21 protein-coding genes are annotated in these 23,654 nt (G+C 31.3%); all 21 read left to right on the top strand.

Annotation, left to right across the window (positions count from 1 at the left end; translation table 11 throughout):
• Nucleotides 1–109: 109 nt before the first annotated feature.
• The 21 genes from HMPREF2629_RS08610 (at nt 110) to HMPREF2629_RS08510 (ending at nt 23,636) form a co-directional block, all read left to right on the top strand.
• The gene (locus HMPREF2629_RS08610) at nt 110–799 is read left to right on the top strand and encodes a YjjG family noncanonical pyrimidine nucleotidase (RefSeq protein WP_002448764.1); all 690 of its coding nucleotides are present in this window, start codon (nt 110–112) and stop codon (nt 797–799) included.
• Nucleotides 800–1,179: 380 nt separating this feature from the next.
• A complete protein-coding gene (bshC, locus tag HMPREF2629_RS08605) occupies nt 1,180–2,793 on the top strand; it encodes a bacillithiol biosynthesis cysteine-adding enzyme BshC (protein ID WP_049382512.1) in 1,614 nt (537 codons plus the stop codon).
• 142 nt (nt 2,794–2,935) lie between these two features.
• Entirely contained in the window at nt 2,936–3,367 is a 432-nt protein-coding gene (mraZ, locus tag HMPREF2629_RS08600; RefSeq protein ID WP_017174536.1) for a division/cell wall cluster transcriptional repressor MraZ, read from the top strand.
• A 14-nt stretch (nt 3,368–3,381) separates the two neighbouring features.
• Nucleotides 3,382–4,317, top strand: a complete 936-nt coding sequence (rsmH, locus tag HMPREF2629_RS08595) for a 16S rRNA (cytosine(1402)-N(4))-methyltransferase RsmH (protein WP_017174537.1) — start codon at nt 3,382–3,384, stop codon at nt 4,315–4,317.
• Between the two features lie 13 nt (nt 4,318–4,330).
• Nucleotides 4,331–4,732 (top strand): cell division protein FtsL, encoded by a 402-nt coding sequence (gene ftsL / locus HMPREF2629_RS08590; protein WP_017174538.1) that lies wholly within the window; start codon nt 4,331–4,333, stop codon nt 4,730–4,732.
• Entirely contained in the window at nt 4,713–6,959 is a 2,247-nt protein-coding gene (locus HMPREF2629_RS08585; RefSeq protein WP_048762358.1) for a penicillin-binding protein, read from the top strand. Before ftsL ends, HMPREF2629_RS08585 begins: the two co-directional genes overlap by 20 nt.
• Nucleotides 6,960–7,133: 174 nt before the next feature.
• Complete coding sequence (gene mraY / locus HMPREF2629_RS08580) at nt 7,134–8,099, top strand: phospho-N-acetylmuramoyl-pentapeptide-transferase (RefSeq protein WP_049379534.1); 966 nt, start codon at nt 7,134–7,136, stop codon at nt 8,097–8,099.
• Between the two features lies 1 nt (nt 8,100).
• Entirely contained in the window at nt 8,101–9,447 is a 1,347-nt protein-coding gene (gene murD, locus HMPREF2629_RS08575) for a UDP-N-acetylmuramoyl-L-alanine--D-glutamate ligase (protein ID WP_017174541.1), read from the top strand.
• An 18-nt stretch (nt 9,448–9,465) separates the two neighbouring features.
• The gene (locus HMPREF2629_RS08570; RefSeq protein ID WP_070813292.1) at nt 9,466–10,611 is read left to right on the top strand and encodes a cell division protein FtsQ/DivIB; all 1,146 of its coding nucleotides are present in this window, start codon (nt 9,466–9,468) and stop codon (nt 10,609–10,611) included.
• 103 nt (nt 10,612–10,714) lie between these two features.
• Nucleotides 10,715–12,148, top strand: coding sequence for a cell division protein FtsA (ftsA, locus tag HMPREF2629_RS08565; protein WP_019835560.1), 1,434 nt, complete (start codon nt 10,715–10,717; stop codon nt 12,146–12,148).
• 29 nt (nt 12,149–12,177) lie between these two features.
• The gene (ftsZ, locus tag HMPREF2629_RS08560) at nt 12,178–13,356 is read left to right on the top strand and encodes a cell division protein FtsZ (RefSeq protein WP_017174544.1); all 1,179 of its coding nucleotides are present in this window, start codon (nt 12,178–12,180) and stop codon (nt 13,354–13,356) included.
• A 190-nt stretch (nt 13,357–13,546) separates the two neighbouring features.
• Nucleotides 13,547–14,341, top strand: coding sequence for a peptidoglycan editing factor PgeF (gene pgeF, locus HMPREF2629_RS08555; protein WP_017174545.1), 795 nt, complete (start codon nt 13,547–13,549; stop codon nt 14,339–14,341).
• 62 nt (nt 14,342–14,403) lie between these two features.
• Entirely contained in the window at nt 14,404–15,078 is a 675-nt protein-coding gene (locus HMPREF2629_RS08550) for a YggS family pyridoxal phosphate-dependent enzyme (protein ID WP_017174546.1), read from the top strand.
• Nucleotides 15,079–15,083: 5 nt separating this feature from the next.
• Complete coding sequence (locus HMPREF2629_RS08545) at nt 15,084–15,674, top strand: cell division protein SepF (RefSeq protein WP_017174547.1); 591 nt, start codon at nt 15,084–15,086, stop codon at nt 15,672–15,674.
• Nucleotides 15,675–15,696: 22 nt separating this feature from the next.
• On the top strand, nt 15,697–15,993 hold the full coding sequence (locus HMPREF2629_RS08540) for a YggT family protein (protein ID WP_002455457.1): 297 nt from the start codon (nt 15,697–15,699) through the stop codon (nt 15,991–15,993).
• A gap of 75 nt (nt 15,994–16,068) precedes the next feature.
• Complete coding sequence (locus HMPREF2629_RS08535; RefSeq protein ID WP_029376746.1) at nt 16,069–16,842, top strand: YlmH family RNA-binding protein; 774 nt, start codon at nt 16,069–16,071, stop codon at nt 16,840–16,842.
• Nucleotides 16,843–16,905: 63 nt separating this feature from the next.
• Nucleotides 16,906–17,586 (top strand): DivIVA domain-containing protein, encoded by a 681-nt coding sequence (locus tag HMPREF2629_RS08530; protein WP_037540982.1) that lies wholly within the window; start codon nt 16,906–16,908, stop codon nt 17,584–17,586.
• Between the two features lie 219 nt (nt 17,587–17,805).
• The gene (gene ileS / locus HMPREF2629_RS08525; RefSeq protein ID WP_070813291.1) at nt 17,806–20,556 is read left to right on the top strand and encodes an isoleucine--tRNA ligase; all 2,751 of its coding nucleotides are present in this window, start codon (nt 17,806–17,808) and stop codon (nt 20,554–20,556) included.
• Nucleotides 20,557–20,758: 202 nt separating this feature from the next.
• A complete protein-coding gene (locus HMPREF2629_RS08520; protein WP_070813290.1) occupies nt 20,759–22,168 on the top strand; it encodes an NAD-dependent epimerase/dehydratase family protein in 1,410 nt (469 codons plus the stop codon).
• 192 nt (nt 22,169–22,360) lie between these two features.
• A complete protein-coding gene (locus tag HMPREF2629_RS08515) occupies nt 22,361–23,155 on the top strand; it encodes a VOC family protein (RefSeq protein ID WP_017174552.1) in 795 nt (264 codons plus the stop codon).
• 4 nt (nt 23,156–23,159) lie between these two features.
• Complete coding sequence (locus HMPREF2629_RS08510) at nt 23,160–23,636, top strand: CHAP domain-containing protein (protein WP_070813289.1); 477 nt, start codon at nt 23,160–23,162, stop codon at nt 23,634–23,636.
• Nucleotides 23,637–23,654: the final 18 nt, after the last annotated feature.

The raw sequence follows: 23,654 nt of genomic DNA, 5'->3' as shown, positions 1-23,654 counted from the left end.
ACTTATCCAGAAACTTTATGTCCCGGACTCTTTTATTTTTTGGCATTATTTAATGAATCATGACAAATCTGCTAAAATAATATACATATTATAATTTAGGAGTATAAAAATGAAATACGATACTATTTTACTTGATTTTGATGATACAATTGTGGACTTTTTTGATGCAGAAGATCGAGCATTTCATCAAATGGCACATCATTTCGGTCATTATCCAACTGAAGAAGATTTTCAATATTTTAAGAAAGTAAATCAAAATCATTGGGAAGCATTTCAAAAAAATGAACTATCTAAAGAAGAAGTATTAACACATCGTTTTATTAATTATTTTAAAGAGTATGGCATAGACGTAGATGGTAAAAAAGCCGATGTTTTATTTAGAGACGAACTAGCTAAAGCACCATTAAAATTCTTCAACTCTACTTTAGAAACAATTGATCGATTAAGCCAAGAATGTGAATTGTTTATTGTGACTAATGGTGTTACAGATACTCAAAAACGTCGTATTGCTCAATTAGAGTTTAAAGATATCTTATCTGGAGTATATATATCAGAAGAAACAGGATATCAAAAACCTATGAGTGAATTTTTTGATTATATCTTTGAGAGAATTGGTGAAGAAAAAAGAAAGACTTCAATAATAGTAGGAGATTCTCTTACATCAGATATACTAGGTGGAAAAAATGCTGGTATTACAACATGTTGGTTTAATTATCGTAATAAAGAAAATAACAGTGATATTGTACCGGATTATGAAATACAATCTTTGTATGAATTGGTTAATTTAGTGGAAGAATGATTAATAACAGACCTGAGCTAAATGGCTCAGGCTTATTTATGCAAATAGCGTTTATAGCTTAATGATTTGGAAACCATACTAGTATATTGAACCCTTATGCAAATCTTTATTATTAATTTCTTTTTCTTTAAATTCCTCAAATAATTCAACAGTTTTTTTAATTTATTTAAAGATGTTGAACTTTGCTCATGTTTTCATTATCATTTAAATTCTTTATATATATTGTATCGTCATTAATATACGATTTTCATTTAATAACATATTAATTACTTATAATCTGATAAAATGGATTTGAATTTCAATATTTAAGCCGTAAAATTGTCATCTAAGGATATAATCTTTATACTGAATAAGTAATGTTATATTGAAGGAGTAAGGGAATGAACTGTAAAGTAACTAATTTTCAAGAAAAAGATTCATTTATTACTAAGTTAGAAAACAGTGATGAAACATTATTGAAATTTTATCAATATAATCCAGTCAAACCATCTAGTTTTAATCAAAGAATGAATCGTCCTAATAATGGTAGAGAGCAACAACTTGCTCAAGTGATTAAATCATATATGTCAGATTTGAATATAACAGAAATTCAACAGACTCATCTTACTGCACTCAGTGAAGGAGCTAAAGTGGTAATTGGGGGCCAGCAAGCTGGTCTTTTTGGTGGACCTTTATATACGTTTCATAAAATTCTTTCAATTGTTAATTTAAGTCGTGAGTTAACTGAAACATACCAACAAACAGTTGTACCTGTTTTTTGGATTGCTGGTGAAGATCATGACTTTGAAGAAGTAAATCATACGTATGCTTATAATGCAAAAGACGCTCAATTACATAAAGTAAAATATCATACAATGACACCGCCTGAAACAAGCGTCTCTCGCTATATTCCAGAAAAGGAACAGATGATTGAAGCACTTAATCAATTTTTTAAAGAATTAAAAGAAACGAAACATACTAACGCACTTTATCAAGTATGTTTAGAGATTATAGAAAAGTACAATAATTGGACTGATATTTTTAAAGGGTTACTTCAAGAAGTATTTAAAGATTACGGTGTACTATTTATTGATGCTCAATATGAAAAAATTCGTGAATTGGAGAAGCCATTATTAAAAAATATTATTCAAAAACATAATGAAATTAACCAGGCGTTTAGAAAAACACAAAAATTAACTACGCAATCAGGTTTAAACAAAATGATTGAAACAGATACCAATGTCCATTTGTTCCTTCATGAAGATAGTATGCGTCAACTAATTATTAAAAAAGATGATGTATTCAAATTGAGTAAATCAGATATTACATATAATAAAGATGAATTGTTAAAATTAGTTGAAAAAGAACCAACTCGTTTTTCTAATAATGTTGTAACTAGACCAGTAATGGAAGAATGGCTATTTAATACGGTAGCTTTTATTGGAGGACCAAGTGAAATTAAATACTGGGCTGAATTGAATGAAGTATTTAAAATTTTAGATGTTGAAATGCCTATTGTTTTACCAAGAATGAAAATCACTTATTTACCAATTAGAATAGAAAAGCTAATTAATCAGTATAAGTTAAATGCTGAAAATGTTATTATGAACGGTATAGAAACGGATAGAGAAAACTTCGTTCGTAGCAAAGCCTCAGATACATTTATTAAAAAAGTAGAGTCTTTAAAAGAGAATCATGCCAAAATATACGAATTACTTCTTAAAGAAGTGAATGATAATCATGACAATATCAATTTAGTAAAGAAAAATTATGACATTCATAATAAACAATTTGAATATTTATTAAACCGATATTTACTTAACATTGAAAGAGATAACGATATAAGTATGAAACATTTTAGAGAGATTGAACATGTATTGCATCCAATGGGTGGTCTACAAGAAAGAATTTGGAATCCACTTCAAATGATGAATGAATTTGGGATAGATGCGTTCAGTCCCTCCACTTATCCTCCACTTAAATATACATTTAACCAAATAGTTATAAAACCTTAATTTGTAAGGGAGAGACCCATATTATTTAAATAGATAATATGGGTCTTTTTATGTCAAATTAAAGAATTTTAAGATATTTTACATAATTAGTGGAGGATAGTGGTGAGATGTGGTAAATTATTAATAAGGTGAGGTGGTAATAATGTTCATGGGAGAATACGAGCATCAATTAGATGCTAAAGGACGTATGATAATTCCATCTAAGTTTAGATATGACTTAAATGAACGTTTTATTATCACACGAGGCCTTGATAAATGTTTGTTTGGCTACACGCTTGAAGAATGGCAACAGATTGAAGAGAAAATGAAAACCTTACCTATGACAAAAAAAGACGCACGTAAGTTTATGCGTATGTTCTTCTCTGGAGCTATCGAAGTAGAGCTAGATAAGCAAGGGCGTATTAACATTCCTCAAAATTTGAGGAAATACGCAAATTTAACAAAAGAATGTACGGTAATAGGTGTCTCAAATCGTATAGAGATTTGGGATAGAGGAACTTGGAATGAATTTTATGAAGAATCAGAAGAAAGTTTTGAAGATATTGCCGAAGATTTGATAGATTTTGATTTTTAATGGAGGAATTTATAGTGTTTCATCATGTAAGCGTTATGCTAAAAGAAACAATAGATGAATTAGACATCAAAGAGGATGGCATATATGTAGATTGTACGCTTGGTGGAGCCGGTCATGCACTCTATTTATTAAATCAATTAAACGATGACGGTAGGTTGATTGCAATCGATCAAGATACTACTGCCTTAGAAAATGCTAAAGAAGTACTAAAAGATCACTTACACAAGGTCACGTTTGTACATAATAACTTTAGAGAATTAACTGATATTTTGAAAAATTTAGGAATTGAAAAAGTAGATGGTATTTACTATGACTTAGGTGTTTCAAGTCCACAACTTGATATACCTGAAAGAGGATTTAGTTATCATCATGATGCAAAGTTAGATATGCGTATGGATCAAACGCAAGAATTAACTGCATATGATGTTGTTAATGATTGGTCTTATGAAGCATTGGTTAAAATCTTTTATCGTTATGGAGAAGAAAAGTTTTCTAAACAAATAGCGAGAAGAATAGAAGCACACCGTGAACAACAACCTATTGAAACAACATTAGAGCTTGTAGATATTATTAAAGAAGGTATTCCAGCTAAAGCTCGAAGAAAAGGTGGTCATCCTGCTAAACGCATTTTTCAAGCGATAAGAATAGCAGTGAACGATGAACTATCTGCGTTCGAAGATTCAATTGAACAAGCCATTGAGCATGTTAAAGTAAAAGGTAGGATTTCAGTCATTACTTTCCATTCTCTGGAAGATAGACTATGCAAGCAAATTTTCCAAGAATACGAAAAAGGACCTGACGTGCCTAGAGGGTTACCAATTATTCCTGAAGCTTATACACCTAAGTTAAAACGAGTAAATCGTAAACCAATTACTGCTACAGATGAGGATTTAGACGAAAATAATAGAGCACGTAGTGCAAAATTACGTGTTGCTGAAATATTAAAATAAGGAGTAATTGAGGATGGCTGTAGAAAAAATTTACGAACCATATGAACACATTCAGCACACTAGCATACCGAAAGAACAACCAAAAACACAATCTGAGACGAAAACAGTAACTAAAAAGGTTGTTGTTCAACTTACGCGATTTGAGAAATTTTTATACATAACGCTTGTCACAGCAATTGCTGTTCTAGCAATCTATATGCTATCTTTAAAAATGGATGCATACGATACAAATGATAAAATTGCCGAGTTAGATCAAAAGATTGAACAACAATCTAATGAAAACAATGCAATTCAATCTGAAATTAAGAAAAATTCTTCTTATGAGCGCATTTACGATCAGGCTAAAAAACAAGGTATGAGCCTAAAGAACGATAATGTAAAGGTAGTGCGTACTAATGGCGAAGCGAAAAATTAAAATTAGAAAAAATAAATTAGGAGCAGTCCTCCTTGTTGGATTATTCGGACTGCTCTTTTTTGTATTGGTTTTAAGATATTCATATATCATGATAACTGGACATTCAGATGGACAAAATTTAGTGATGCGCGCTAATGAAAAATATCTCGTAAAAACGCAAGAACAGCCTGAAAGAGGGAAAATTTACGATAGAAACGGTAAAATTTTAGCCGAAGATGTTCAACGATATAAATTAGTAGCTATTATTGATAAAAATGCTGGAGAAGTTGGTGATACACCAAGGTATGTTAAAGATAAAAAGAAAACAGCAAAACAATTATCAAAAATTATTGATATGAAACCTGATGAAATTGAAAAACGTCTTAATCAAAAGAAAGCCTTTCAAGTTGAATTTGGACAGAAAGGGACAAATTTAACATATCAAGATAAAGTTAAACTCGATAAAATGGACTTACCAGGCATCACCTTATATCCAGAAACTGAACGATTCTATCCTAACGGTAATTTTGCTTCTCATTTAATTGGTATGGCTCAAAAAAATCCTGATACCGGGGAATTAAATGGTGCATTAGGTGTAGAGAAGATTTTTAATAGTTATCTAAATGGACAGAAAGGTTCGCTATCTTATATACATGACATTTGGGGTTATATTGCACCAAACAGTAAAAATGAAAAAGCGCCAAAACGTGGTGATGACGTTCATTTAACCATTGATTCAAATATACAAGTATTTGTCGAAGAGGCCCTTGATGATATGGTGAAACGATATGAACCAAAAGATTTATTTGCAGTGGTTATGGATGCGAAAACAGGAGAAATTCTTGCATATAGTCAACGTCCAACGTTCAACCCCGAAACGGGTAAAGACTTTGGAAAAAAATGGGCGAATGATTTATATCAAAATGCCTATGAGCCTGGGTCAACATTTAAATCATATGGATTAGCAGCTGCCATTCAAGAAGGTAAATTTAATCCTAAAGAAAAATATGAATCTGGTCATCGTGATATTATGGGTTCAAGAATTTCTGACTGGAATAAAACCGGTTGGGGAGAAATTCCAATGTCATTAGGTTTCACTTACTCATCTAATACATTGATGATGCATCTTCAAGATTTAGTTGGTGCTGACAAAATGAAATCTTGGTACGAGCGCTTTGGTTTTGGTAAATCAACAAATGGCATGTTTGACGGAGAATTAAAAGGAAATATTGCTTGGTCAAATGAATTACAACAAAAAACATCAGCATTCGGTCAATCGACTACAGTGACACCTGTACAAATGATACAAGCACAATCAGCTTTCTTTAATAAAGGAAATATGTTAAAACCTTGGTTTGTTCAAAGTATAGACAATCCAATTTCAAAGAAAACATTCTATAAAGGTGAAAAGAAAATAGCTGGAAAACCTATTACTTCAGAAACTGCGGATAAAGTTGAAACAGAATTAGATAAAGTAGTAAATAGTGATAAAAGTCATGCTTCCAATTATCGTATTGATGGTTATGATATTGAAGGGAAAACAGGTACTGCTCAGGTCGTTAATGAAAATGGTAGTGGATACGTTAAAGGAGCAAATCCCTACTTTGTAAGCTTTATGGGAGATGCGCCAAAAAAACATCCAAGAGTTATTGTTTATGCCGGTATGAGTCTTGCTCAGAAAAATGACCAAGAAGCATATGAATTAGGGGTAAGTAAAGCTTTTAAACCTATCATGGAAAATACACTTAAGTATTTAAATGTAGGCTCTAAAAAAGATGAGACTCAATCAGCACAGTATAGTAAAGTGCCAAATGTTGTAGGGCAACCAAGTCAAAAGGCACAAGATAGTCTTAAAGGAAAAGATTTACAACCTGTCATTATTGGTAATGGTAATACAATAAAAGCTCAATCTACTAGAGCTAATACAAAATTATTACCGAATAGTAAAGTGTTAGCAGTGACAGACGGCGATATTACTATGCCCAATATGAAAGGTTGGACAACAGACGATGTCCTAGCCTTCCAAGAATTAACTGGAATCAATGTTACGACTAAAGGCAGTGGATACGTAACAAAACAATCTGTAGCGAGTGGGTCAACACTCAAAAGTAATAATAAAATTGAAATAGAATTATCTACTGATGATCCTAATGATAGTACATCCTTAACTGATTCGAGTGGCTCTGATTCAAATAACACTTCAGATAATTCAACTGATACAACGTCTAATGATAAAAACGATTCATAAGAACAAATGACGTCGTTTTAAATGATAATAAATAAGGTGTCATATATTATGTATACCTTATTTATAATCTCATTTTCTTACATAATATATATAAAATTAGTTTGAAAATTGATAAGATTATAAAGGAAATAAAGTGAAAAACGAATAAATTTAAAATACATAAAGGAGATTACCATGCTTTTTATATTTGCGATTATCGCATTACTTATCACATTTATTTTAGTTCCTGTACTTATACCGACACTTAAACGAATGAAATTTGGGCAAAGTATCCGCGAAGAAGGCCCTCAAAGTCATATGAAAAAAACGGGTACACCAACCATGGGTGGTTTAACATTTTTAATTAGTATTATTATTACATCTATTATTGCTATATTTTTCACAGATCATTCCAATCCCATTATTCTATTACTCTTTGTCACAATAGGATTTGGACTCATTGGCTTTATTGATGATTACATTATTGTAGTTAAAAAAAATAACCAAGGACTTACAAGTAAGCAGAAATTTTTAGCTCAAATTGCAATAGCAATTATATTTTTCATTCTAAGCGATGTTTTTCATTTAATAGAATTTTCAACAAGTATAAATATTCCATTTACTAATTTTGAAATTCCATTGTCGTTTGCGTACGTTATTTTTATTGTTTTTTGGCAAGTTGGTTTTTCAAACGCAGTTAATTTAACTGATGGATTGGATGGATTAGCAACTGGCTTATCAATTATTGGATTCACTATGTATGCAATTATGAGTTTCATGTTAAATGCTCCTGCAATTGGTACTTTTTGTATTATTATGATTTTTGCATTACTCGGTTTCTTACCGTATAACTTAAACCCAGCTAAAGTGTTTATGGGAGATACAGGAAGCTTAGCATTAGGAGGTATTTTTGCTACAGTTTCAATTATGTTAAACCAAGAATTTTCATTACTTTTTGTAGGTTTAGTATTTGTTATCGAAACATTATCAGTAATGTTGCAAGTATCATCTTATAAATTAACTAAAAAAAGAATCTTTAAAATGACACCAATTCATCATCATTTTGAACTTAGCGGATGGAGTGAATGGAAAGTTGTTTCAGTATTTTGGCTTGTGGGCTTAATTTCAGGATTAATTGGATTATGGATAGGAGTGCATTAGAATGCTAAATTATACAGGATTAGAGAATAAAGATGTTCTTGTAGTTGGATTAGCAAAAAGTGGTTATGAAGCTGCTAAGTTATTAGTTAAATTAGGTGCAAATGTAACTGTAAATGATGGGAAAGATTTATCTAAAGATCCCCATGCAAAAGACTTAGAAACATTAGGTGTGAAAATTGTTGATGGTGGTCATCCATTATCATTACTTGATAGCAACCCGATTATTGTTAAAAACCCAGGTATACCTTATACAGTTTCAATTATTGATGAAGCATATCAACGAGGCCTTAAAATTTTAACTGAAGTAGAATTAAGTTATTTAATTTCTGAAGCTCCAATTATCGCTGTGACTGGTACAAATGGTAAAACAACAACAACTTCTCTCATTGGAGATATGTTTAAAAAAAGTAGATTAACTGGAAGACTTTCAGGAAATATTGGGTATGTTGCTTCTAAAGTAGCTCAAGAAACGTCACCTGATGAATATCTAATCACTGAATTATCTTCATTCCAATTACTTGGCATTGAACATTACAAACCTCACATTGCCATCATTACAAATATCTATTCTGCTCATTTAGATTATCATGAGTCATTAGAAAATTATCAAAATGCGAAGCGACGTATTTACAAAAATCAAACAGAAGATGATTATTTGATTTGTAATTATCATCAACGTCATTTAATTGAAACTGAAAATTTAAAAGCTAAAACATTATATTTTTCTACTCAGCAAGAAGTAGATGGCATCTATATTAAAGATAATTATATCGTTTATAATGATGTTAACCTTATTAATATTGATGATTTAGTTTTACCAGGAGAACATAACTTAGAAAATATTTTAGCTGCTGTTTTAGCTGCGATACTTGCAGGCGTACCAATTAAGGCTATCGTAGATAGTTTAACAACATTCTCAGGTATTGAACATCGATTACAATATATTGGAACGAATCGAACAAATAAATACTATAATGACTCTAAAGCAACCAATACATTAGCAACACAGTTTGCTTTAAATTCATTTAAACAACCTATTATCTGGTTATGTGGTGGTTTAGATCGAGGTAATGGATTTGATGAATTAATTCCTTACATGAAACATGTTAGAGTAATGGTAGTTTTCGGTGAAACTCAAGATAAATTCGCTAAATTAGGTAATAGTCAAGGTAAAGAAGTAATCAAGGCAGTTGATATAGAAGATGCAGTAAAAAAAGTTCAAGATGTCATTGAACCTAATGATGTTGTTTTACTTTCACCAGCATGTGCAAGTTGGGATCAATATAAAACATTTGAAGAACGCGGCGAAAGATTTATTGAAAGTTTCCGTGCATACCTACCATCTTAATTAAAGGATGTGAAGTAATTGGATGATACAAGGGGCAATAGAAATAAAAAGATTCGTTCTATCAAGCGTTCATTTGATAAAGATAAAACTGAATTAGAAAATGATAAAAATAAAAAAATCAAAGATGATGTTAAACCAAAAGATAGTCTCCAAAAAGAAAAGAATCTTTCAAATGATAGAACGTCAAATAAACCTTTAGATTCTTCGAAAAATAAAGATGAAAATTTAAAGAAAAAAGTAAAAATAAGTTTAAGAGAAAAGCGTCATAAATTTCAAAATGATAAGTATAGTCACTTAACGGTGACTGAAAAACGAGAACAACAAAAGATAGACAAAAGAAAGCGGCAAAAACGTATTCAATATATTATTGTTACTACTTTAATACTTTTAATTATATTATTTCTACTATATATGTTTACACCATTAAGTAGAATTTCTCATGTTAATATTAGTGGTAATCATAATGTAAGTGATAGTCAAGTTGAAAAAGAATTAAATGTTAAAAAAGGGTCACGCATTTATACTTTTAGTAAAAGTAAAGCTATCAATAATTTAAAGAAAAATTCGTTAATCAAAGATGTTCAAATTAATAAACAGTTGCCTAATACTTTAAATGTTAAAATTATTGAAAATAATTTAGTAGGTATTGTGAAAGATAAAAATAAATATGTGCCAATAATTGAAGGAAATAAAAAATTAGACAATTATAATGGTGATATTGCGAATAGTGCACCTGTATTAGAAGATTTTAAAGGTGACAATTTAAATCGTATCACGAAAGCATTATCTAAAATGTCTAATGAAACGAGAGATATGATTTCAGAAATAAAATATGCACCTTTGCAGAATCAACAAAATCGAGTCCTTTTATATATGAAAGATGGCATGCAAGTAGTAGGAGACATCAATACTCTAGCTAACAAAATCGAGTATTATCCTCAAATGTCTCAATCTCTTGCAAAAGATAGTTCAGGTCAATTAAAAACACAAGGATATATTGATTTATCTGTAGGAGCATCATTTATTCCATATAATGAAAATAGCAGTATTAATTCTAAGTCCGATCAAAATGTTCGTCAAAAAACACAGCAAGAAACAGAAGCAAAAAATGAATTACAAAGTGCATTAAATAAAATAAGCGAACAATCGGATACAAATAATTAAAAAATTTCGATAATAATATGTGTTTATAGTTCACAAGCTAAACGACGTATTGTAAACTAAATATAGTGTATTTTAATAGTATTTTGTCAGGAGGTGCCTATCTATGGAGGAACATTACTATGTAAGCATAGATATTGGTTCATCAAGTGTTAAAACAATAGTAGGCGAAAAATTTCACAATGGTATTAATGTGATAGGTACAGGGCAAACCTACACTAGCGGTATTAAGAATGGATTGATTGATGATTTTGATATTGCGAAACAAGCAATTAAAGATACAATTAAAAAAGCTTCTATCGCATCAGGTGTGGATATAAAAGAAGTTTTCTTAAAATTACCTATCATTGGTACTGAAGTGTACGATGAAGAAAACGAAATTGATTTTTACGAAGATACAGAAATTAGTGGATCACATATTGAAACAGTATTGGAAGGTATACGTCAAAAAAATGATGTACCTGATACAGAAGTTATTGATGTGTTTCCGATTAGATTCATTGTAGATGGAGATAACGAGGTTTCGGATCCTAAAGAACTCATTGCAAGACACTCGTTAAAAGTAGAAGCAGGTGTTATTGCAATTCACAAGTCAATTCTAATTAATATGATTAAATGTGTAGAATCTTGTGGAGTAGATGTATTGGACGTCTATTCAGATGCTTATAACTATGGCTCTATTTTATCTGCAACTGAAAAAGAATTAGGTGCATGTGTAATTGATATTGGTGAAGATCTCACTCAAATCGCCTTTTATGAACGCGGTGAACTTGTAGATGCCGATTCAATTGAATTAGCTGGACGTGATATTACAGATGATATCGCAGAAGAATTAAACACTACATATGAAACAGCTGAAAAAATTAAACATCAATATGGACATGCTTATACACAATCAGCGTCTGATCAAGACGTTTTCAGTGTTGATCAGGTAGATAGTGACGAATTAGTAGAGTATACTCAAAAAGATTTAAGTGCAGTTATTGAAAGAACAGTGCAAGATATCTTTGATGAAGTATTTGATGTGTTGGTAGATTTAGGATTAACTAAAGTAAATGGTGGATTCATTGTTACAGGTGGTTCTTCAAACTTATTGGGCATTAAAGAATTACTAAGTACAATGGTTAATGAAAAAATAAGAATCCATACACCTTCTCAAATGGGAATTAGAAAACCTGAATTTACTTCAGCGATTTCTACAATATCTAGTAGTATCACATTTGATGAATTATTAGATTATGTTACAATAAATTATCAAGATAATGATGAATTTGAAGAAGAAGTCATTGAAAATGACGAACACAATCATACTTCAAAATCAGGTGGCTTTGACTGGTTTAAACGTAAATCTAATAAAAACGAAGACACTGACGAAAATCATCAGCCGGAAGTACGTGAAAAAGCGGAGAAACATGATGATTATGAAACGTATGATGAAAACAACCATCAAGATGGAACACATCATTATGATGATGAACATGAAAAATCTGATAAAGAAGAAAGCAAATTTAAAAAGCTTATGAAATCTCTATTTGAATAATTGGCCATTAAGACTAGGAGGAAAAATAAATGTTAGAATTTGAACAAGGATTTAATCATTTGGCGACATTAAAAGTCATCGGTGTAGGTGGCGGCGGTAACAACGCTGTTAACCGCATGATTGATCATGGAATGAACAATGTTGAATTTATTGCAATTAACACTGATGGGCAAGCTTTAAACTTATCTAAAGCAGAATCTAAGATACAAATCGGTGAAAAATTAACACGTGGTTTAGGTGCAGGTGCAAATCCAGAAATTGGAAAAAAAGCTGCTGAAGAATCACGAGAACAAATTGAAGATGCTATTCAAGGCGCTGATATGGTATTTGTTACTGCTGGTATGGGTGGCGGTACTGGTACAGGTGCTGCACCAGTAGTTGCTAAAATTGCTAAAGAAATGGGAGCATTAACAGTAGGTGTTGTAACTCGTCCATTTGGCTTCGAAGGACGTAAACGTTCTACACAAGCAGCAGCAGGTGTTGAAGCAATGAAAGCGGCAGTTGATACATTAATTGTTATTCCTAACGATCGTTTATTAGATATTGTTGATAAATCAACTCCTATGATGGAAGCATTTAAAGAAGCAGATAATGTTTTACGTCAAGGTGTTCAAGGTATCTCTGATTTAATCGCTGTATCAGGTGAAGTGAACTTAGACTTTGCTGACGTTAAGACAATTATGTCTAACCAAGGTTCTGCATTAATGGGTATTGGTGTATCTTCAGGCGAAAATAGAGCAGTGGAAGCTGCTAAAAAAGCTATTTCATCTCCATTACTTGAAACATCAATTGTTGGTGCTCAAGGTGTGTTAATGAACATTACAGGTGGAGAATCTTTATCTTTATTCGAAGCCCAAGAAGCAGCTGATATTGTACAAGATGCAGCAGATGAAGATGTAAATATGATTTTTGGTACTGTAATTAATCCAGAATTGCAAGATGAAATTGTTGTAACAGTAATCGCAACTGGATTTGAAGATAAACCAACATCTCAAGGACGTAAAGCGTCAAGTACTGGTTTTGGTTCAAGTGCAACTTCTAGTACATCAACTCAAAGTGCACCAAAAGAAGACTCATTCACACATAGTACATCTAATTCACGTCCTTCTGATGGTCTAAGCGAAAGAAGTCATACTACTAAAGATGATGATATTCCTAGCTTTATTCGTAATAGAGAAGAAAGACGTTCTAGAAGAACTAGACGCTAATATTAAAGTATAAATATAAAGAAAGGAGCAGTGATTTCTGAGGAGAATGCTGCTCTTTTTGTTTTGTTTAATTTAAAAAGAAATATGTTATATAATACATTTATCTACATCTTTTAATCGAAATGCTGATAAAATATAAAACAATAGTCTAGGTATGACTATTCTTAAAAGTGAAGGTGGTTTTCACAACGTGGAAAAATTTATAAAACAGCCACATTATTTGAGTTATACATCACAATATGATCAGTTAACACTTGGTTTTACTACACGCGAAGATGGAAAGAGTCCATATCCAAGAGATGCATTTAATATGGCACGTTATATTGATGATGAACCTAGTTATGTGACGCATCATCAAGAGATATTAGCTAATGCTATCAACTTTCCTACACAACAATGGGTTTTTCCTATTCAAACACACGAAAATAATATCGCTCACATTACTAAAGCACATTGTGGCGCTAATATTAAGACATTAGGTAATGAATTATATGGAATTGATGGTATGTATACTTATGATTCAGATATATTATTAACGATGTGTTATGCTGATTGTGTACCTGTATATTTTTATAGTGAAAAACATCATTTTATCGCTCTAGCTCATGCGGGGTGGAGAGGAACATATGGTCAAATAGTAGTAGAAATGCTTAAATATGTAGAATTTGACTATCAAGATTTAAATGTAGTCATAGGTCCAGCGACTTCTTCAACCTATGAAATAAATGATGATATTAAAAAGAAATTTGAAACATTGCCTATTAATTCTGACAAATATATTGAAACACGAGATACTGATCGACATGGTATTGATTTAAAATTAGCCAACGCTTTATTATTAATAAATAGTGGCGTACCAGCTGAAAATATTAACATTACAAAATATACTACGTCAGAAGACTTATCGCTTTTTTTCTCTTATCGTGTTGAAAAAGGTAAAACTGGCAGGATGCTAGCATTTATAGGTCAAAAAGGAGAAGTGTAGTGTAATGCAGTTATATCACTATAATCCTTTATGTCATTACAAAGTTAAGAGGTTGATATATAATGAAAGTGACAGAAAATTTAGAAAAAATACAAACGGAAATTAATCATCATCTTGAAAAAAGTGTGATTAAGACCGCTCCAAACGTGATTGCAGTAACAAAATATGTTACAATAGACCGAGCAAAAGAAGCGTATGATGCTGGTTTAAGACACTTTGGAGAAAATAGAGTAGAAGGTTTTCTAGAAAAAAAACAAGCCTTACCTAAAGATGTTACAATGCATTTTATCGGTTCACTACAGTCTAGAAAAGTAAAAGATGTGATTAATGACATCGATTATTTACATGCACTAGATCGTTTGAATTTAGCAAAAGAAATTAATAAAAGAGCAACTCACACTATTTCATGCTTTATCCAAGTGAATGTTTCTGGTGAAGAAACTAAACATGGTATTGCGCTTAGTGAAGTTAATGATTTTATTGAACAAATTAAAGCATTCGACAATATTAAAATTGTTGGATTAATGACAATGGCGCCTTATACCGATGATAAGGACTACATACATCAGTTATTTAAACAATTGAGATTAAAACGAGATGAAATTAAAAACCTTAAATTAAATTATGCACCATGTGAATATTTATCTATGGGAATGAGTAATGATTATACTATTGCTGTAGAAGAAGGTGCTACATTTATAAGAATAGGGACTAAACTTGTTGGAGAAGAGGAGTGAGCCCCGTGGCTATCAAGGATTTATTTAATAATTTTTTCCTAATGGAAGATGAAGAAGAAGTCGAAAGCCCTGCTGAAAGACAACAGCGTGTAACACAAAATGAAGAAAATCAAAATCGTAATATGCAACAGCAACCTATTGAAAGAACACAGAATAATCAAAATCACTTAAAAACTGTACCTCAAAAGAAAGTATCAAAAAATTACAATACTGAAGAAAGGAATTATCGTATGGGACATACATCAAATAAGTCTAATTCAAAAAATGTTGTTACTATGAATCAATCAGCTGGTACAGGTTATAGTAATTACGAAAATTCAAAAATGTGCTTATTTGAACCTCGTGTATTTTCAGATACTCAAGACATTGCAGATGAACTTAAAAATCGTCGTGCGACATTAGTTAACTTACAACGTATTGATAAAGTATCAGCGAAACGTATTATTGACTTCTTAAGTGGAACAGTTTATGCCATTGGCGGAGATATACAACGTGTAGGTGCTGATATCTTCCTTTGTACACCTGATAATGTTGAGGTGGCAGGTAGTATTACCGATCACCTTGAACAGATGAATACACAACAACATTACGAATAATTTAAGGAGTAGAATATAATATATGGATGTTGGTATATTAGCTAGTATATTTAACTTTATATTATTACTAGTTCAAATTTATTATTGGGGAATGATTATTTATTTCTTTACTTCATGGGTTCCAACAATTAGAGAATCTAAATTTGGATCATTTTTAAGTAAGATATATGAACCTTTCTTAGAGCCATTTAGAAAGATTATTCCACCCATTGGTATGATTGATATTTCATCAATTGTAGCATTATTTGTACTTGTATTATTTCAATATGGATTGAAAAGTATTTTTGATATGATATTAAATTATTTAATACTAAAATAATTTTATAATAAGTTAGTAGAGCCTGTGATATGCATAATGTCTCAGGCTCTTTAACACTTAAAAGAGGAGGCGTTAATCATCGATATTTATCAGCACTTTAGAAATGAAGAACAACCACTTATTGATCAATTATTAGATAAATGTGAACAAGTTAATCAACAATATGCACCTGTATTGACTTCATTTTTAGATCCTAGAGGACAATATATATTAGAAGTCATCGTCGGTAGTTTTGAAGATATGAAAGTGAGCTATTTCGGTGGTCAATCGGCAGAAAGAAAGAGAGCAATTATTGCGCCTAGTTATTTTGAACCTACTGAAGGTGATTTTGAAGAAGTATTAATCCAAATTAATTATCCTGAGAAATTTGTGTCTATTCAACATCAACATGTACTTGGAACTTTAATGTCTTTAGGTATAGAAAGAGAACAAGTAGGAGATATACTTGTTGGTGATACGATTCAGTTTGTTTTGACAAAGCAATTGGAATCATATATTATGATGGAATTAACAAAGATTAAAGGTGCTACAGTCAAACTTGATTCTATTCCATTTAAAGATATGATACAATCAAAAGAGAATTGGAATATTCATCATAGTACAGTCAGTGCTTTAAGATTAGATGTCGTTTTAAAAGAAATGATTCGAAAATCTAGATCAATTGCTAAACAATTAATTGAAAAAAAACGGGTAAAAGTGAATCATACTTTAATCGATTCTCCCGATTTTCAACTTCAAAACAATGATTTGCTCTCTATTCAAGGATTTGGACGTGCTCGAATTATTGATATAGGTGGCAAAACTAAAAAAGAAAAAGTTCATATAACGTATCAAACACTATTTAAGTAAATGATATTGATTGATAAATAATAAAAACACCTTTATGATGGTTTGTTTTAAGGAGGATAACAGATGGCTTTTACACCTAATGAAATAAGAAATAAGGAATTTACAAGAGTGAAAAATGGTTTGGAGCCTGCTGAAGTTAGCGACTTTTTAACTCAATTAAGTAATGAGATTGAAAGACTTAAAGAAGAAAAAAAACAACTTGAAAAAGTGCTTGAAGAGAGAGATACTAATATTAAATCTTATCAAGATGTTCATCAATCAGTAAGTGATGCGCTTATTCAAGCTCAACAAGCTGGAGAACAAACAAAAATTGCTGCCACAAAAGAATCAGAAGCAATTATCTCTAAAGCAAAAGCGCAAGCTGATGTGATTGTAAATGATGCTATTGAAAAAGCACGTCATTTATCTTTCCAAACTGAAGATATGAAACGTCAATCTAAAATATTTAGATCAAGATTTCGTATGCTTGTAGAAGCACAGCTGGATTTATTGAAAAATGATGATTGGGATTACTTATTAAATTATGATTTTGATGCAGAACAAGTGACACAAGAAAACATACAGCATTTAAATCCACAAGATGTAAATCCAAATGCGAATAGTGAAACTCCAACGAGTGAAACAACTGAGACATTATCAAATGAGGAAAATCAGTCAATCAATTCTAATGAAACAACTAATACAAATAAGTCTACTTCTGAAAATAAGGATGTTTCAAGTAGCGAATCATCATCAAATAAATAGTTAATAAAATGTCAGACACGTAAAAAATAATAAACTTTTCACAGCGAGTTAGGACACGGTGGAAGCCTAATATAAGTCTATTTTTTATATCACTGGCAAATTAAAATTTTATAATATTAAGAAGAGAACTCTAAGTTGAGTTAAGAAGGGTGGTACCGCGGATTTCCCGTCCCTATTAATTGAACTTAGAGTTCTTTTTATATTTAAGGAGTGGAAAATATGAATTACAAAGAAACGTTATTAATGCCAAAAACTGACTTTCCAATGCGAGGAGGTTTACCTAATAAAGAGCCAAAAATTCAAGAGCAATGGGAAGCAAATAATCATTATCAAAAAGCTTTAGAGAAAAATGAAGGAAATCAATCATTTATTTTGCATGATGGCCCACCTTATGCAAATGGTAATCTTCACATGGGACATGCATTAAATAAAATTATTAAAGATATTATTGTACGTTATAAAACGATGCAAGGATTTTACTCACCTTACGTTCCAGGATGGGACACACATGGTTTACCAATTGAACAAGCATTGACTAAAAAAGGCGTTGATCGCAAAAAAATGTCAATTGCTGAGTTTAGAGAAAAATGTAAAGAATTTGCTTTAGAACAAGTTGAACTTCAAAAACAAGATTTTAAACGTTTAGGTGTACGTGGGGACTTTAATAATCCATATATTACTCTTAAACCTGAATATGAAGCAGCTCAAATTCGTTTGTTTGGCGAAATGGCTGATAAAGGTTTAATTTATAAAGGTAAAAAACCAGTATATTGGTCACCATCAAGTGAATCTTCACTTGCTGAAGCTGAAATTGAATATCATGATAAACGTTCAGCATCTATTTATGTAGCCTTTGATGTTAAAGATTCAAAAGGTACTATCGATGAGGATGCTCAATTTATTATCTGGACAACTACACCTTGGACATTACCTTCTAACGTAGCAATTACAGTTCATCCAGACTTGAAATATGGTCAATATAATGTAAATGGTAAGAAATACGTGATTGCTGAAGCTTTAGCTGAAAGTGTTTCTGAAGCATTAGGTTGGGATAAAGATACTATTCAATTGGAAAAAGAATTTACAGGGAAAGAGTTAGAGTATGTTGAAACACAACATCCTTTCATAGATCGAGTGTCATTAGTCATTAATGGTGGTCATGTAACAACTGATGCTGGTACTGGTTGTGTACATACTGCCCCTGGACACGGGGAAGATGACTATGTTGTAGGTCAAAAATACGATTTACCTGTCATTAGTCCTTTGGATGATAAAGGTGTCTTCACAGAAGAAGGCGGACAATTTGAAGGTATGTTCTATGATAAAGCAAATAAAGCTGTAACAGACCTTTTAACTGATAAAGGTGCCTTATTAAAATTAGACTTTATTACGCATAGTTATCCGCATGATTGGCGTACTAAAAAACCAGTTATTTTCCGTGCAACACCTCAATGGTTTGCTTCAATTAATAAAGTGAGACAAGATATCTTAGATGCGATTGAAGAGACTGATTTTAAAGTAGATTGGGGTAAAACACGTATTTATAATATGATTCGTGACCGTGGTGAATGGGTGATTTCTCGTCAACGTGTATGGGGTGTACCATTGCCTGTATTTTACGCTGAAAATGGCGATATTATTATGACAAAAGAAACAGTCAATCATGTAGCTGATTTATTTGAAGAATATGGCTCAAATGTTTGGTTTGAAAGAGAAGCTAAAGATTTATTACCTGAAGGATTCACACATCCTGGAAGTCCTAATGGAGAATTTACTAAAGAAACAGATATTATGGATGTTTGGTTTGACTCTGGTTCATCTCATAGAGGCGTGTTAGAAACTCGTCCAGAATTGCATTTCCCAGCCGATTTATATTTTGAAGGTAGTGACCAATATCGTGGTTGGTTTAACTCTTCAATTACTACAGCAGTTGCGACTAGAGGACAAGCGCCTTATAAATTCTTATTGTCACATGGTTTCGTAATGGATGGCGAAGGTAAAAAAATGAGTAAATCTTTAGGTAACGTTATCGTGCCTAATCAAGTAGTAAAACAAAAAGGTGCAGATATTGCACGATTATGGGTAAGTAGTACAGACTATTTAGCAGATGTACGTATTTCAGATGAAATTTTAAAACAAACGTCTGATGTTTATAGAAAAATCAGAAATACTTTAAGATTTATGTTAGGTAATATTAACGACTTTAATCCTGAAACAGACAGTGTACCTGAACATGAATTATTAGAAGTAGATCGCTACTTATTGAATCGCTTACGTGAATTCACTGCTAGTACTATTAATCACTATGATAACTTTGATTACTTAAATATTTATCAAGAAGTTCAAAACTTTATCAATGTTGAATTAAGTAACTTCTATTTAGATTATGGTAAAGATATTCTGTATATTGAACAAAAAGACGCACATAAACGTCGTAGCATGCAAACAGTGTTGTATCAAATTTTAGTAGATATGACTAAATTACTTGCTCCTATTTTAGTACACACTGCCGAAGAAGTATGGTCTCATACACCACATGTTAAAGAAGAAAGTGTTCACTTAGCAGATATGCCAAAAGTTGTGGACGTTGATCAAGAGTTATTAGATAAATGGAATCAATTTATGTCATTACGTGATGATGTAAACCGTGCATTAGAAGCAGCACGTAATGAAAAAGTTATCGGTAAATCTCTTGAAGCTAAAGTAGTGATTGGAAACAATGATCACTTTAAAGCTGCAGAATTTTTACAACAATTTAATGACTTACAACAATTATTTATCGTCTCTCAAGTTGAAGTGACTGAAAAAGTAGACAATGGAAATGAATACCAACATGGTGACATTCGTATTGACCATGCTTCAGGTGAAAAATGTGAAAGATGTTGGAATTATAGTGAAGCATTAGGATCTGTTGGTGAACTTGATCATTTATGTCCACGTTGTCAAGACGTCGTAAAAACTTTAGTTTAATTCAATAAAGATAGAACGCTTGTAACCTAATTAAGGATTACGAGCGTTTTTTTAAAATATATAAATATTAAATAATAATAGTTTGAAAATATAGCTGAATAGAGTTTCAAGTTTAGATGAAGAGGAACTAGGTTGTAACACATAATAAGTGATGGAATATTTCTCGTATGTTTATGATAGATATAGGAAGAGGGATAAAATTATGGGCAAGATTTTACTAACTGGGGTTTCTGGATATATCGGTAGTCATTTAAAAGATAAATTAAAAGATAATCATGAGATTATCGCAATATCAAGAAATGCTCAAAATAAAAAAAATGAAAGAAATGTAACTTGGAAATCAGCGGATTTATTTGATTTAGATGCTATAACTGAGGTAATGGAAGGTATAGATACTGCGATATATCTTGTTCATTCAATGATGCCAAGTGCTAAACTTACACAAGCGAATTTCGAAGATATGGATGCACTACTAGCTGATAATTTTGGACGTGCAGCAAAAAAGCAAGGTGTTAAACATATTATATTTATGAGTGGTATTATCCCAAATGATACTCAGTTATCACCTCACTTAAAAAGTCGGTTAGAATGTGAAAAAATATTAGGATATTATGACATCCCTGTAAGCACATTACGTGCTGGTCTAATTATAGGTTCAAAAGGTAGCTCATATCCTATTTTAAAAAGAATGATAGAGCGTTTGCCAGCAATGATTCTACCGAACTGGGCTCACAATATGATTGCGCCAGTATCTATTGATGATGTTATTGATAAATTAGCTATGTTAGTTGAACGTTCTCCACAAGAAAATGAAGTATTTAATATTACAAGGCCTAAGGTAATGAATTATCAAGAATTATTTGAACGTATAGCGACTATTCTTGATAAACATTTGTTTATATTGCACTTACCAACCATCCTTATTCGGTTAAGTCGATATTGGATTAAAGAGAAAATGAATAGTAAAGAAAATGTGAAAAAAGCACTTAAAGAAAAACAAGATGAACAACAAATAATAACTACAAAACAATCTAAATCAAATCAAAATAAGAGAGATGAAGTTAAAGATGTTAGAGCAATGACGCGTTTTAGAATTCCGGAAAGTTATTCGATACAGGATGTAACAAGAGAATATGCAGAATTTATTAATAATATCACGCTCCATTTAGTAAATGGTACCATTAATGAGCATGAATTTAATATTCAATTACCATTAATAAGGAAATGTATTTTAAAAATGAAAAGAGATAATCATGATCCTATTAATGAAATGATTGTGTATAAAATTGTTGGTGGAGATTTAGCTATGGTTAAAGACAGTAGTAATGCACGATTTGAATTTAGACGTATATTAGATACCAACGAAGGTATTGCAGCGTTGCAAGAATATGAATCAACATTACCATGGGGAGTTTATAAGTTTACTCAAGCCATTGCACATAAGTTTGTGATGGGTGTATTCAAACAGCATATGAATCATTTAGCTAGTTATGAAAAAGATAAACAAGATTCCGTTAATAAAATTTTTACTAATCTTGCTATGACTACTGGTGTAATGATTGGTGCATGTGTTGGTACAAGAATCTACAATAAAGTTTTAGCTAAAAAATAATGTACTTTATATATATTTAAAAGTTTTCGATGGACACGCAATGAAGTTCTCTCTATCGAAAGCTTTTTTAGTCTAAATAGTTGAATATTACGCATTAAGACTGATAAAATTTTAAATATTTTATTATAGAATAATCATTAATCATAGCTTTTTTAAATTGAAAGAGAGATTTTAAAATTTAGGAGGTGTCCTATGTTTCATGATAATGATGCACATTTTATTAATGGTATCACTTTAAATGTAAGAGATTTACGTACTTTACAACCGTTCTATGAAGAATTATTAGGGTTTAAAAAAGTGGAAGAGACATTAACCGCTGTCAAATATCAAGTTGGAGACAGTCACCATTATATTACTTTAAGAGAGATAAAGTCTGGACGAAATCCTTTATCTCAAGAAGCTGGTTTATTTTATATAGGAATTCAATTATCCAATAAACAACATCTGGCAGATCTAATCGAAAAGTTAAATGATTATGAGTTACCAATTAATGGTGGAGAACAAAATGTATGTACATTTATTTTTGTCGAAGATCCAGAAGGTCATATGTTTAAATTTTATGTTGATAAAGCGATTTCTGATTGGAAACAAGAAAGTGAATGGATTAGACTCAATATTAAGCCGCTCGATGTTTCTTCATTATTACCATATGCATCCACCATCGGATGGCAAGGTTTACCTAATGATAGTAAAATTGGGAATATTAGTTTAAAAACCATTCGATTAAATGAAGTAAGAGAGTATTATTTAAACCATTTTGGACTAGTACCTTCTGCATATTTAGATGATGAATCGTTTTATTTAGCTTCTGAACAATATTATTGTCATCTTTCAATGAATCAATGGAATTCAAAAATAAAGCGAATAGATAATGAACATACTTATGGTTTATCTATCGTTGACTTTCATTATCCAGAAACACATCATATCAATATAAAAGGTCCAGATGGTATCCAGTTTAGATTTAATTTTATAGAGGTAGAGTGATGAAATGAAAAAATGGATTTTTTTAATGGTGTTTGTGTGCATGATATTTACGGCCGGTGCAGTTTTTGATGGTCTAGACAATCAAGATATGACTGAACCTACAATTCATTTTTGGAAAAAAAATCCTATGAAATATAACACATACGCTAAAGGTCAATGTACTTACTATGTATTTGATCGAGTAAAAGAAGACCATCATTTAATAAGTAACCAATGGGGTGACGCTAAACATTGGGCAAATAAGGCTAAGAAACAAGGGTATACAGTCAATGAAAATCCAACTAAGGGTTCTATTTTACATTATCCAAAAGGAAAACATGGACATGTTGCTTATGTAGAACAAGTCAATAATGATGGCTCTTTAATAGTCTCTGATATGAATTTCAGAAAACCTTACGAAATTACAACACGTTTTGTAGATGTTGATCAAGTCGATCAATTTAATTATATTCATCCTAAAAGTAACACAAATATGACATAGAAGATTGTAGCTTTTTTT

Source organism: Staphylococcus sp. HMSC034C12 (genome assembly GCF_001835895.1).
GTDB lineage: Bacteria > Bacillota > Bacilli > Staphylococcales > Staphylococcaceae > Staphylococcus > Staphylococcus hominis.
Note: the sequence above shows the minus strand (reverse complement) of the source record. Positions and strands in the feature narration are given on the sequence as shown.

Excerpts from the sequence above, each read along its gene's own strand:
- HMPREF2629_RS08610 (WP_002448764.1), top strand. The coding sequence starts at position 110 with ATGAAATACGATACTATTTTACTTGATTTTGATGATACAATTGTGGAC.
- bshC (WP_049382512.1), top strand. The coding sequence starts at position 1,180 with ATGAACTGTAAAGTAACTAATTTTCAAGAAAAAGATTCATTTATTACT.
- mraZ (WP_017174536.1), top strand. The coding sequence starts at position 2,936 with ATGTTCATGGGAGAATACGAGCATCAATTAGATGCTAAAGGACGTATG.
- ftsL (WP_017174538.1), top strand. The coding sequence starts at position 4,331 with ATGGCTGTAGAAAAAATTTACGAACCATATGAACACATTCAGCACACT.
- HMPREF2629_RS08585 (WP_048762358.1), top strand. The coding sequence starts at position 4,713 with ATGGCGAAGCGAAAAATTAAAATTAGAAAAAATAAATTAGGAGCAGTC.
- mraY (WP_049379534.1), top strand. The coding sequence starts at position 7,134 with ATGCTTTTTATATTTGCGATTATCGCATTACTTATCACATTTATTTTA.
- murD (WP_017174541.1), top strand. The coding sequence starts at position 8,101 with ATGCTAAATTATACAGGATTAGAGAATAAAGATGTTCTTGTAGTTGGA.
- ftsA (WP_019835560.1), top strand. The coding sequence starts at position 10,715 with ATGGAGGAACATTACTATGTAAGCATAGATATTGGTTCATCAAGTGTT.
- ftsZ (WP_017174544.1), top strand. The coding sequence starts at position 12,178 with ATGTTAGAATTTGAACAAGGATTTAATCATTTGGCGACATTAAAAGTC.
- HMPREF2629_RS08550 (WP_017174546.1), top strand. The coding sequence starts at position 14,404 with ATGAAAGTGACAGAAAATTTAGAAAAAATACAAACGGAAATTAATCAT.
- HMPREF2629_RS08540 (WP_002455457.1), top strand. The coding sequence starts at position 15,697 with ATGGATGTTGGTATATTAGCTAGTATATTTAACTTTATATTATTACTA.
- HMPREF2629_RS08530 (WP_037540982.1), top strand. The coding sequence starts at position 16,906 with ATGGCTTTTACACCTAATGAAATAAGAAATAAGGAATTTACAAGAGTG.
- ileS (WP_070813291.1), top strand. The coding sequence starts at position 17,806 with ATGAATTACAAAGAAACGTTATTAATGCCAAAAACTGACTTTCCAATG.
- HMPREF2629_RS08520 (WP_070813290.1), top strand. The coding sequence starts at position 20,759 with ATGGGCAAGATTTTACTAACTGGGGTTTCTGGATATATCGGTAGTCAT.
- HMPREF2629_RS08515 (WP_017174552.1), top strand. The coding sequence starts at position 22,361 with ATGTTTCATGATAATGATGCACATTTTATTAATGGTATCACTTTAAAT.
- HMPREF2629_RS08510 (WP_070813289.1), top strand. The coding sequence starts at position 23,160 with ATGAAAAAATGGATTTTTTTAATGGTGTTTGTGTGCATGATATTTACG.